Consider the following 13,138-nt stretch of genomic DNA (forward strand, 5'->3'; position numbering starts at 1 on the left):
ATTACTTATTTATATTTAATGAAATGCTTTAGCGACTGTTTCAAGTTCTACTTTAAGAGTCTTGTCAAATTTTGTTATTGGAGGAATCTCGAGATCGATGTCAAGCAATTCGTATACCGCCATTTGCGCCGCTCTGATTGAATATTCAACTGTAAAAACTACATCGTCTGGGATTTCAACAAACTGACTTATAAAAGCAAGATTTTTTGAGTTTTTTGGTACAGGAAGTGGTCTATCTGTTTTTAAACGGGGCATAAACATACTAGTGATATATGGCATTCTACACGGAATGCAAATTGCATTGGCAAACACGATATCATAATCGAATTTTAAGTGGCCGCATAGTTCACGAAGAATTTCTTCACCTGAACATTCCGTCATTGGTTTACCTACAAAATTACCAACGCGATCTGGATGCAATCCATAAGTAAAGAATACTTGTACATTCTCTGGTTGATTTTTATAATGAGGTTGATTATTTAAAGAAAAACTCATGAACCAATTAGAGTCTTTTAGTGTAACCTGACTTCCTGTTCCTGCTTTGTTACCAGAGAATTTTTCCATCTGATCAAAAAATGCGGTGTCTTTTAATGTTACTGTAAAAGATTCCCAAAATGATTCGGCTATATTCGTATTAAATACTTCCGGCTTACCAAATCCAGGATATTTTTTAGCCAATTTTTCCCATAGTATCCAGCCCCGGCTATCTTCTTTTGTATAAAATTTAGGTGCTGTTGTCATAGAGCCATAACTAGAAGCGTCAGTCATGGATCCATTTTGAAAGAATACTAAATCATCTGCTTTAATTCCTATTTCTTCGCTATTACCATCAATTTCATAAACAAGGTTTTTAACTACCACTTTTTCATTTCCTGATGTTTCGTCGAGACCGTAAGCCGTATCTAAATCTGTTACCGTGCAGTCTTTCATGAAATTGACGCCATGAGATTTAAGCCAAACTACTAATGGAAGTATCATTGAATCATACTGGTTATAAACGGTACGTTTTACCCCTGTCATTGTTTCTACATTAGGAAATTCTTGCATGAATCTGTGCAAATAGCGCTTGAACTCTACTGCGCTATGCCAAGGTGAGAATGCAAAACTAGTACGCCACATGAACCAGAAATTAGTTTCAAAAAACGAAGGCGAAAACCAGTCAGAAATACAACTATTACCTAATTTTTCTTCGCTAGCCTCACTTAGTTTCAACAATTCAGCGCGGTTCTCCATTGAAAAACCTAGTTTAGAAGCATCAATAATTGCTCTGTTTTTGTCAATTAAACGTGCCTTTGCATTTGATTTTACGCGTTCGTTAAACGCAACAGTCTCCTCATATACAGAAGTATTAGGGTCTGTAAGTGACGGAATTGATTTAAACAAAGCCCAAGTACATTCATAAATATTCATGGTTAGCATACGTGAACCACGTAAAGTATAGCCTTGTTCTGGATTTCCACCCGCATCTAAACTACCACCAAGAACTGGCAAACTCTCATAGATTGTAATATTATTGCCAGGCATTCCGCCATCACGAATTAGAAATACCGCTGCCGCTAATGATCCTATACCTCCACCTATGAAATATGCTTTTCTATCTTTATTATTACTATTCATTAAAAATGTATTAAATGTTATTGTGTTTTATTATTGATGTATGTCTTAGTTGGTTAATTCACTGGATTTAAACTTTAGATTTTGTTTTAATCTCTTTCCGTTTTAAATTCATTTATGATATTCGAAACGTAACACCCCTAAGTATTCAAAGTTCAAAATTAGGCAGTTATAAAAAGTAATACACTGACCTAGGTCAGCCTAATTAAAAAAAGAAAGAGCTATTTATTAGTAATACAATTAAAGTTAGTTGCGTGAAGGATTACTAGATCAACTTCTTATTCTTTATCGGCGTTCAGTGAACTTCGCTTGAGGTAAAAACCCCACAACTCAATCCCCATATATATAAAGAGTTAAGCGAGGAATTACAGCGAAAAGCCTTCCACTTGTGGACACGCATAACCAATAAGTTAGCTGATCTAACTATAGTTTATATTAGCTTACCAATATAAAAAGTGTAACCAAAAAAGATTCTATTATAGCTATAAAAACTATTGTCAAAATGCAGGCGCTATAACTATAAAAAGCTTGACTACTAATACAAAATTAGTAGTCAAGCTTTGTCTATATTCTTCTTGGTATTGAGATAAGTTATTTAGTGGTAAATCAAACAATTTGAAAGTTTAGTATTGATTTACTGAATTCTACAGTTACATGTACTTTTCTAGAAATCTAAAAAACTCTTTTTTAAGCTCAGCATAAATATGTCTTTCTGCTTCTATTTTTTTTCTGAATTCTAAGTGCTCTTTAGTCATTCGAATATCTATTGCATTCTCACCAGTTATACTTTGCTCTGCGATACGCTCCTCGTGTTTTTCAATAATTTCCTGTAAATCTTCGATGACACCACCGTGAAGAACAAATTCATTTTGATAGTGCTCAAGTTGCGCAAGTACATCCTTATCTGTCCATCGTGTTACGAGTTCGCTCAATTTGTTATTGAAGAATAGTAATTCATCTTTCCAAAAGGCAAGTTCCCCTTTCCACAGTTCGTGTTCAAAATGCATATTAGAATTGTATAAAACTTCTTTTTTCATGACGTTGAATTTTAGTATTATTAAATTATAAATTTTATATTATATTATTTTACAAAGATTGAGGTTTACTAACCAATATAAAATGACCTAGATCATTCTAGAAAAAGCTGACTACAAATAGTTTTATTTTGAAGATCACTTTTTATGATTCCAAAACCACAAACTGCCCCAAGGCTTCCATTGCCTGACAGCCATAAACTAATGCGGGACCTCCTCCCATCATTACGGCAACACCAATAGTCTCTATAATTTCTTCAGAACTAGCTCCCGAAATCAATGCGTCGTGTACGTGAAAAGCAATGCATCCATCACATCTTACCGTAATAGCAATACCTAAGGCAATAAGCTCTTTCGTTTTTGTTGTCAATGCCCCTTCAGAAATACTTGCTTTGTGAAGATCATTAAACCCTTTAATTGTGGAAGGAATTCTTGCCCCTAATTCTCCCATCAATTTTGTGAGATCATTATAGTTTTTTGAATAGTCTTTAATCATGGTCTATAGATTTAGTAAATTAATTTGAGATTTTGTTCGCTTTTCAAAAGTATTTAAAAAAGGTATTATTCAAAATGACCTAGGTCATATACAAATGTTCAACTATCTATTTATTAAGATCTAACAATAAGAAATTATCTTTTCTTTAAAATAATGACGTTTAGGTACGTATTAATATATTTATCTCCTAAACTCAAAAAATTGATTTTTTAAAAAAAAGTCAATAGATCCTGATGAATAATTAAAGAAGCGATTTTTTAAGTAAATATCTTAATTGCAAAAAAAAAGAGAATAGAAGAAGATTTTATGGGGTCAATCCAAATGATGAAAAAAGTAACTCACTAAACAAAATATAAATACTATGTTTCATAAAATTTTGACAAAAAAAAACTCCTCAATTTCTTGAGAAGTTTTGTGGGCGATGAGGGGTTCGAACCCCCGACCCCCTCGGTGTAAACGAGGTGCTCTGAACCAGCTGAGCTAATCGCCCTATTTAGTAGCAATTCCAATAAAATGTTTTTCGTTATTGCTGGTGCAAAGATACATCTAGAATTGGTATTTACAAGCAAAAAATGAAAATAAATTAATAATATTTTCGTCTAAATCCCTTTTGTACTCAGTGACAGCGCATTAATACCAATACTCCTATTCACTATTTTTTTGATAATCAATCACTATAGTATTACATTTGCATCATAAACAGCAAATAATGGCAAGGTTCAAAGAAAATGATTTACCAAAATCAAAAATTACCGCAAGTTCTCTCAGCAAAGCAACTCTTATATTCAAATACGCAGACAATCACCGGTGGAAGTTTTATGTAGGATTACTTTTTTTATTGCTCACCGGCGCCACCGCTTTAGCCTTCCCTAAATTAATGGGTATGTTAATTGACAGCGTGAAGAATAAAAGTTACACTGACGCTAATAATATTGCTTTATTTCTGATTGGCATTCTTTTTATGCAATCCATTTTTTCATTTTTTAGATTATCCCTGTTCATTAATTTTACAGAACATACTTTGGCTAACCTTAGACTGTCATTATACAGTAACCTGGTGAAGTTGCCTATGTCGTTCTTTTCGCAAAAGCGTGTTGGTGAATTAAACAGTAGAATAAGTTCAGACATTACACAAATTCAAGATACTTTAACTTCTACCATTGCTGAATTCCTAAGACAGTTAATTTTAATTATTGGTGGAGTAGCATTACTCGCAACCGAAAGTATCAAACTTACTTTATTAATGTTGTCAGTAGTTCCCTTAGTGGCTATAGCGGCAGTTATATTTGGTCGTTTTATTCGAAAATTTTCGAAAAACGTTCAGGATCAGGTAGCAGAAAGTCAGGTTATCGTTGAAGAAACGATGCAGGGAATTAGTATCGTTAAGGCTTTCGCCAATGAATGGTATGAGATTGCCCGTTATGATGGAAAAATAAAAGAAGTTGTGAAATTAGCCATCAAAGGCGGAAAATACAGAGGGTATTTTGCTTCCTTTATTATATTTTGTCTTTTTGGAGCCATAGTAGCCGTAGTTTGGTTTGGCGTTCGATTAAGTATCAGCGGAGAAATGAGTGTAGGCCAGTTGATTTCATTTGTATTATATTCCACGTTTGTTGGAGCTTCTTTTGGAGGAATTGCCGAATTATATGCACAAATCCAAAAAGCGATTGGAGCCACCGAGCGTGTTTTTGAATTATTGGAGGAAACTCCAGAGAAAATCAACTCAAAACAAAGTACTTCTCCGATTCAAAAAATTAAGGGAAATGTTACCTTCAAAAATGTTGCCTTTAGTTATCCTTCAAGAAAGGAAATAAAAGTACTAAAGAATGTCAATTTTACTGCAAATTTTGGTCAAAAAATTGCCATTGTTGGTCCTAGTGGAACTGGAAAATCAACCATTGCTTCGTTGTTATTGCGTTTCTATAATATTGATTCAGGTGAAATATTAATAGACGGAAAAAATATTTATGATTACGAATTAGAAGACCTTCGTGGTAATATGAGTATTGTACCTCAGGATGTCATTTTATTTGGTGGAACGATAAAAGAAAATATAGCTTACGGAAAACCGAATGCAACAGAAGAGGAAATTCTTTTAGCAGCTAAGCAAGCCAATGCCTTTAATTTTATCGAAGGGTTTCCTGAGAAATTTGAAACCATTGTAGGAGAAAGAGGGATTAAACTCTCAGGAGGTCAAAGACAACGTATTGCAATTGCTAGAGCACTACTTAAAAACCCTAGTATATTGATCCTCGACGAAGCAACCTCCTCTCTAGATAGTGAAAGCGAAAGATTAGTACAAGAAGCCCTAGAAATATTGATGCAAGGAAGAACTAGTATCATTATTGCTCACCGTCTTTCTACAATACGTACTGCTGATCAAATATTAGTTCTTGACAATGGAGAAATAACAGAACAAGGTACACATCAAGAATTAATTGCTTTAGAAAATGGTAAATATAAAAACTTAAGCAACTTACAATTCACAGACTTTTAATCCAAAAACTACCAATGATACCAAAATTAACTAAAACAGCTGCTCTAATCTTCTTGCTGTTTTTAAAATCTATTGCCTTCCAAGCGCAAGAAACCAAAAACCCATTTAAAGTAAACCTATCTGAAGACGGGAAAAAATACATTAAATTTGGAGCCAATTTTCAATTGTGGGGGCGTTATACAGAACTAAACCCAAATAGTAAAATTGGAGATAATGTTGTAGCACAATCTACTGATATTGTTATTAGACGATTGCGCTTGCAAGCGATGGGAATGCTTACTGACAATGTGTTTTTTCACATTCAGTTAGGGCAAAATAATATTAATTTTACGCAAAATACCGGCCCATCAAATACTCCATTATCTGTTTTAGATGCTATAGGAGAATACCATTTTAATGATAAATTGCATCTAGGTGGTGGATTAACAGCTTGGGGAGCAGGAACAACCCGATATTCAGCTAACAGCTCTTCTTCGCATCTTACCCTCGACGCTCCTATTTACCAGCAAAACATTAATATTTCCTCCACTTTTGGAAATAGAAATCTAAGTATTTATGCTAAAGGAATGTTTGATAAATTAAGTTATCGAGTAGCGATTACAAATCCTTACAGGAATGCAACTAGCACCTTAAATCTTAATTCTACTATAAGTACTCATACCCCAAGAGCTCAATATTCAGGAATTTTGACTTATGCTTTTGCAGACAAAGAATCAAATACCGATCCTTATAACAAAGGAACTTATCTAGGTACTAAAAAAGTTTTTAATATTGCTCTCGGTTACCTGACACAGTCCAAATCAATGTGGCGAGTAGATCCTAACAATGCTGCAGCAGTATTATATGATGATATGAACGTCCTAGGTTTAGATGTATTTTATGATAAACCAATGAGCAATAAAGGAGACGCTTTAACACTTTACGCTGCTTACAACAATTGCAATTTCGGAAAAAACTACATCCGTAGTATTACGACTCCTAACCCTGCAATTGCTGATGCTTCTCTTATTAATGGTTCAGGAAACGGATTTATAGCTGTTGGGACTGGAAATATTTATTATGGACAAATAGGATATTTATTTGCTAAACCTAAAGATGCAGCTGTAAAAGGAAGAATTCAAGCCTATGCTGCGGGTCAAATCGCCGATTTGGAAGCACTAGACAGCCCTATGACTATGTATGAGTTAGGAGCAAATTATTACCTAACGGGAACTTTAGGGCCTAAATTAAGTTTAGGGTACCAAAGCAGAGCTATTTTCGAAAAAGTATCAGATGCTAAATACCCGCAAAGCGACCGCAAAGATATGGTCGTACTACAATTTCAAGTTTCTTTCTAAAATGAAAACACTAGAAAACAAAAAAGGTTTCGCCGTTAAAGCGAAACCTTTTTACTATTTTTAAAAGAATACCTAATCTTCTTTTCTTCTTTTACGTTCTGCCTTTATCAAACCTAATTCACGACTAGTTTGCCCAGCTACTGAAGTATTTTCTTCTGCACGACGAATCAAGTATGGCATAACATCTTTTACAGGACCAAAAGGTAAGTATTTGGCAACATTATAATGATGATCAGCTAAATTATAACTAATATTATCACTCATACCATACAATTGGCCAAACCAAATTTTCTCATCCTTAGTATTTATTCCTTTTTCCTTCATCAAGTCCAATAAATTATAAGTGCTTTCTTCATTATGGGTGCCTAGAAAGAGAGACATACTGTCTAAATGATCAATCATATAATTTACCGCTGCATCATAATTAGCATCTGTAGCTTCCTTTGACGAACAAATTGGTGATGGATACCCTTTTTCTTTAGCCCTGCCATTTTCTTTTTCCAAGTAAGCGCCACGAACTAATTTCATTCCGATAACAAAGCCTTCCTTTTTTGCCTGTTCATGCACCTTTTTCAAATAATCCAAGCGATCCCAACGGTACATTTGCAATGTATTGAAAACAATTGGCTTTTCTTTATTGTATTTACGCATCATATCGATAACTAATTCGTCAGCAGCATCTTGCATCCAACTCTCTTCTCCATCAATAAGCAATGCTACATTATTTTTATGAGCTTCACTGCAAACCAAATCAAAACGAGCCACAACTTTATCCCATTCCTCTTGTTCCTTTGAAGTTAACGTCTGTTTTTCTCCTAATTTTTCATACAATTCAAAACGCCCCAAACCCGTTGGTTTAAAAACTGCAAAAGGTATTGATTGACGTTCTTTGGCAAATTCTACGGTTTTTAAAGTCATTTCCAGTGCAGCGTCAAATTGATGTTCATCCTCTTTTCCTTCCACTGAATAATCCAATACAGACGAAACTCCTTTAGTATATATTTTATCAACAACAGAAAGGCAGTCATTCAAGTTTACTCCTCCACAAAAATGATCAAAAACAGTGGCACGAATCAAACCTTCTACTGGAAGATTAATATTCAATGCAAAATTAGTAACCACAGCTCCTATACGAACCAATGGCTCGTTTGAAATCATTTTAAAAAGAAAGTAAGCTCTATCAAGTTCTGTATCGCTTTTTAATGCGAAGGCCACTTGTGTATTATTGAATATTTTTTCCATGTTACTAATTTCGTAATTATTATAGCTATTATGAAGCAAAAATAAATAAAGACCTCGATAAAATAGTATGTTTTATCAATTAAAATATAAATTAACATTTGCATGAAAATTTTAAATAAAATCAACACCTATTTTTTATGCGTTTGAAAATATAATAATTTACAAAATAAAGTTAACGTTTAAGTTCTTAACGCAAACTATAATTAGTTTAAATTTATCACATTGAGTTTTATTATTATGTTATTGATTTTATCCTACAACCCAGTAGCAAATTTTAAACAATACAGCAATGCAATCCCTCTTTGAAAAAAATCTTTAAATCCCCGCACCTTAATGATAAGAACTCTGAGTATCTACTGGCAATGGGTTATTTTTTATAAAAAATAATGAAGATACATGTAAGTAAATAAGCTTGGTTGAAAACAAAAAAATGCAGCTGAAAAATAACTAACTGTCCTGCTACATTAGGAGCTTACTAATGTATTATAAAATATATTTCCCCTTATTTGTTAAATTTATAAATAAATATGAGTGTTTTTTTGAATAGAATTAGGCAAAAAATCCCTTATTTTGCACTTTCATTTAATCAAATAAGATGCAAACGATTCAAGCAAGTAATTATCCCATTTATTTTAATGAAAAGGGATATGACGCTCTAAACCTTCACTTAAAAGACAATAAGTACTCTAACTTGTTTATTATAGTAGACAGCAATACAAATGAATTGTGTTTACCTACATTTCTACCTTATATAGAGACAGACCTTACTATCGAAATTATCGAATTTGAAGCGGGTGAAGAGAACAAAAACATTGAGACTTGCGTCCAAATATGGAATGTACTAACTGAACTTGGCGCTGACAGAAAAAGCCTTGTCATAAATCTTGGTGGCGGTGTTGTCACTGATTTAGGAGGTTTTGTTGCTTCAACATTCAAACGAGGTATCGATTTCATTAATATCCCTACAACCCTACTGTCTATGGTAGATGCTTCCGTGGGAGGGAAAAACGGAGTAGATTTAGGTAATTTAAAAAATCAAATTGGCGTTTTCAACCTACCAGCAATGGTAATCATAGATACAGCCTATTTAGAATCACTACCTCAAAACGAAATGCGTTCTGGTCTAGCCGAAATGCTAAAACATGGTTTAATCTTTGACAAAGCATATTGGGAACAGTTTTTAGATTTAAAAGCGATTGACTTTGCTGATTTTGATGAGCTTATTTACCGCTCTGTTGCAATTAAAAATGAAATCGTAACATTAGATCCTACTGAAAAAAATATACGGAAATCATTAAACTTCGGTCATACTCTGGGTCATGCGATTGAAAGCTATTTTCTGGAGAATGAAAATAAAACTACCTTATTGCATGGTGAAGCCATTGCGGTAGGAATGATTTTGGAAAGTTATATCTCTTTCGAAAAAGAATTAATAAGTGAAAGCGAGTATATCCAAATTAAAACTACAATAAAGTCTATCTTTGATGATATCGTGTTTCTTGAAAATGACATAGACCCTATACTAGAATTACTCATTCACGACAAGAAAAACGAGTATGGTACCATACAATTTGCCCTAATAGAAGGCATTGGTAAAATAAAAATAAATCAATCTGTTGAAAATGAATTAATTCTTAAAGCATTTAACGATTATAAATCTTAAATATTTTTTAGTTAAAAGGATTGGATTACGTATATATTATTTTTTACATTTGCTGCAATGAAAAACAATCAAAAACAACGGAATTACAGTTCAAATGAAAACAGAAACAATAAGTCTTTTCTAAGGATATTGAAGCGTTTTTATTCGATCAAAGAATTTTTTTGTTTTGACTTGTCTAATCATTTAAAAGTAGATCATGAAAAACTTCAGATTATTTATGCAAACATTAGGGTTTGAAAATTAGTTTAATTCTTAATACCAATTTAATTAATCTACAATACTACAAGCTAAATGAATACAAAATATTCCGATCTAATAAATCAAACGTATTACTTTCCACAAGAAGAATTTACTTTAAACAAAGACAATCTAAAGTTTCACAACATTGATTTGATGAAACTCGTAGAAGAATACGGTACCCCATTAAAATTTACTTATTTACCTCAAATTTCAAATAACATCAACAAAGCCAAAAATTGGTTTCGTAAATCGATGGAGAAAAACAAATACGAGGCAAAATACTATTACTGCTATTGTACAAAAAGCTCCCATTTTGAATTCATTATGAATGAAGCTTTTAAAAATAATATTCACGTCGAAACTTCTTCTGCTTTCGATATAAATATTGTTGAAAATTTGATGGCAAATGGAAAAATAAACAAAAGTACTTACGTTATATGTAATGGTTTTAAAAGAGACCAATACATCGAAAATATTGCAAGGTTAATTAATAACGGGCATAAAAACACTATTCCCATTATTGATAATTTTGAAGAGTTGGATTTACTTCAGGCAGAAATTAAAGGAAAATTCAAAATTGGAATTCGTATTGCTGCTGAAGAAGAACCAAAATTTGAGTTCTATACTTCCCGTCTTGGAATAGGCTATAAAAACATTGTTAGTTTTTACAAAAAGCAGATTCAAGATAATGATAAATTGGAACTTAAAATGTTGCACTTTTTTATCAATACTGGAATCAATGATACAGCTTACTACTGGAATGAGTTGGTAAAATGTATTAAAGTATATATCGCATTAAAGAAAGAGTGTCCCACATTGGATGGTCTAAATATTGGTGGTGGATTTCCTATAAAAAATTCATTGGCGTTTGAATATGATTATCAATACATGATTGACGAAATTATCAATCAAATAAAAATTGCCTGCGACGAAGCTGAGGTTGACGTTCCTAATATCTTTACTGAATTTGGTTCTTTTACTGTAGGAGAAAGCGGAGGCGCTATTTATCAAATTTTGTATCAAAAACAACAAAATGATAGAGAAAAATGGAACATGATCGATTCTTCTTTTATCACTACTCTACCTGATACTTGGGCGATTAATAAACGTTTTATTATGTTGGCAATCAACCGTTGGAACGAAACCTACGAACGGGTTTTACTAGGTGGTTTGACTTGCGACAGTGATGATTATTACAATTCTGAGCAAAATATGAATGCCATTTATTTGCCAAAATACAATAAAGAGAAACCGTTATACATAGGCTTTTTTAATACAGGTGCTTATCAAGAAACAATAGGCGGATACGGAGGTTTACATCACTGTTTGATTCCTCAACCTAAACACATCTTAATCAATAGAGATGAAAATGGGATTATCGGTACTGAAGTATTTTCAGAACAACAAACAGCCGACGATGTGTTAAAAATTTTAGGTTACGACAAAAAATAAACAAATAAATACACAATTAGTCAATTTAAAAATTATTATATTTGGATCTAACCATTCAATGAATTGATTTTTAAATCTTTAAACCAAACAAAATGAGTAAAGGACCTATAAGTCAGTTTATAGAAAAGCATTATTTACATTTCAATTCTGCGGCTTTAGTAGATGCAGCAAAAGGCTATGAACAACAGCTTGCAAATGGAGCTAAAATGATGGTAACTCTTGCGGGAGCAATGAGTACTGCCGAAATCGGAAAGATTTTTGCAGAAATGATTCGTCAAGACAAAGTGCAAATTATTTCTTGTACAGGTGCAAATTTAGAAGAAGACATCATGAACTTGGTAGCTCATTCACACTACGAAAGAGTACCAAACTACCGTGATTTGACTCCGGAACAAGAATGGGATTTACTTGAAAGAGGTTTAAATCGTGTAACAGATACGTGTATTCCTGAGCATGAAGCATTCCGTCGTTTGCAAAAACACATTTACAAAATTTGGAAAGACGCTGATGACAAAGGAGAACGTTATTTACCGCATGAATATATGTACAAAATGCTTTTATCAGGCGTTTTAGAAGAATATTACGAAATTGATTTGAAAGACAGCTGGATGTATGCCGCAGCAGAAAAAAACTTGCCAATTATCTGTCCAGGATGGGAAGATAGTACTATGGGAAATATTTTTGCTTCCTATGTGATTAAAGGAGATTTAAAAGTCTCTACGATGAAATCTGGAATAGAATACATGACATTTTTAGCCGATTGGTACCCTAAAAATTCTGCTAATGGAGTTGGATTTTTCCAAATTGGTGGTGGTATAGCCGGAGATTTCCCAATTTGTGTTGTTCCAATGTTGTACCAAGATATGGAAATGCCAGAAACCCCTTTTTGGAGCTATTTCTGCCAAATTTCAGATTCAACGACAAGTTACGGTTCGTATTCTGGAGCAGTGCCAAATGAAAAAATTACTTGGGGTAAGTTAGATATAAAAACTCCTAAGTTTATTATTGAGTCTGATGCTACAATTGTGGCGCCTCTTATTTTCGCTTATTTATTAGACTTATAGAATATCATTATGAAAAGAGTAATTGTTGATTACGCAAAACTGACCAACGAAATTTTAAACCTTTTAGTAGAAAAGTTTCCTGATGGTTATGATGACTCCGATATTGTTCGTTTTAGAAATGCTAAAAACGAATTAATTGAGGCTGTTGAAGTACGAACTGAAGATACTATTTACTTAGTAAAAGTAAGTATGAAATTGGCTGACCGTATCGAAAACCACGATGAAGATGATGAAATCGATGACGTTATTGAACCAATCATCCCAATAAAAGGGCTTGATTTGGATGACGATGACGACGAGGATGAGGATGAGGATGACAATCGAGACAAACCAGATTCTGATGAAGATGATGAAGATTCAGACAAATCTGATTATTCTGATGATGACGACGAAGATGAAGATGAAGATTAACTTCAATTAAAAATACAAAAGGAACTCTTAATCGAGTTCCTTTTTTTTAGCAGATTAATAAAATTTATCTTTTTTATAATTTACATCG

At 33.1% G+C, this 13,138-nt stretch carries 10 protein-coding genes and 1 tRNA gene; 6 read left to right on the forward strand and 5 right to left on the reverse strand.

Annotation, left to right across the window (positions count from 1 at the left end; translation table 11 throughout):
• Positions 1-15: 15 nt before the first annotated feature.
• The 4 genes from QO182_RS10160 to QO182_RS10175 all read right to left on the reverse strand — a co-directional run bounded on the left by QO182_RS10160 (position 16) and on the right by QO182_RS10175 (position 3,634).
• Positions 16-1,617 (reverse strand): oleate hydratase, encoded by a 1,602-nt coding sequence (locus QO182_RS10160; protein WP_371561411.1) that lies wholly within the window; start codon positions 1,615-1,617, stop codon positions 16-18.
• Between the two features lie 647 nt (positions 1,618-2,264).
• On the reverse strand, positions 2,265-2,651 hold the full coding sequence (locus QO182_RS10165; RefSeq protein WP_371561414.1) for a hypothetical protein: 387 nt from the start codon (positions 2,649-2,651) through the stop codon (positions 2,265-2,267).
• A gap of 142 nt (positions 2,652-2,793) precedes the next feature.
• The gene (locus QO182_RS10170; protein ID WP_371561417.1) at positions 2,794-3,144 is read right to left on the reverse strand and encodes a carboxymuconolactone decarboxylase family protein; all 351 of its coding nucleotides are present in this window, start codon (positions 3,142-3,144) and stop codon (positions 2,794-2,796) included.
• A 415-nt stretch (positions 3,145-3,559) separates the two neighbouring features.
• Positions 3,560-3,634 (reverse strand) — tRNA-Val (locus QO182_RS10175).
• Positions 3,635-3,853: 219 nt separating this feature from the next.
• On the opposite strand from QO182_RS10175, the gene QO182_RS10180 reads away from it, so the two are divergent.
• A complete protein-coding gene (locus QO182_RS10180) occupies positions 3,854-5,641 on the forward strand; it encodes an ABC transporter ATP-binding protein (RefSeq protein ID WP_371561420.1) in 1,788 nt (595 codons plus the stop codon).
• Between the two features lie 14 nt (positions 5,642-5,655).
• Positions 5,656-6,978 carry a porin gene (locus QO182_RS10185; RefSeq protein WP_371561423.1) on the forward strand — a complete coding sequence of 441 codons (1,323 nt, stop codon included), beginning with the start codon at positions 5,656-5,658 and terminating at the stop codon, positions 6,976-6,978.
• A 72-nt stretch (positions 6,979-7,050) separates the two neighbouring features.
• Here the strand turns inward: QO182_RS10185 and QO182_RS10190 are convergent, their stop codons facing one another.
• Entirely contained in the window at positions 7,051-8,220 is a 1,170-nt protein-coding gene (locus tag QO182_RS10190) for a proline dehydrogenase family protein (protein ID WP_371536694.1), read from the reverse strand.
• Positions 8,221-8,815: 595 nt separating this feature from the next.
• On the opposite strand from QO182_RS10190, the gene aroB reads away from it, so the two are divergent.
• The 4 genes from aroB (at position 8,816) to QO182_RS10210 (ending at position 13,050) form a co-directional block, all read left to right on the forward strand.
• Entirely contained in the window at positions 8,816-9,883 is a 1,068-nt protein-coding gene (gene aroB, locus QO182_RS10195) for a 3-dehydroquinate synthase (protein WP_371536697.1), read from the forward strand.
• 291 nt (positions 9,884-10,174) lie between these two features.
• Entirely contained in the window at positions 10,175-11,575 is a 1,401-nt protein-coding gene (locus tag QO182_RS10200) for an arginine decarboxylase (RefSeq protein ID WP_371536699.1), read from the forward strand.
• A 92-nt stretch (positions 11,576-11,667) separates the two neighbouring features.
• Complete coding sequence (locus QO182_RS10205) at positions 11,668-12,639, forward strand: deoxyhypusine synthase family protein (RefSeq protein ID WP_371536702.1); 972 nt, start codon at positions 11,668-11,670, stop codon at positions 12,637-12,639.
• 9 nt (positions 12,640-12,648) lie between these two features.
• Positions 12,649-13,050, forward strand: a complete 402-nt coding sequence (locus QO182_RS10210; RefSeq protein WP_371561426.1) for a DNA primase — start codon at positions 12,649-12,651, stop codon at positions 13,048-13,050.
• Positions 13,051-13,138: the final 88 nt, after the last annotated feature.

The sequence above is a fragment of the Flavobacterium sp. Arc2 genome, assembly GCF_041431385.1.
Taxonomy (GTDB): domain Bacteria; phylum Bacteroidota; class Bacteroidia; order Flavobacteriales; family Flavobacteriaceae; genus Flavobacterium.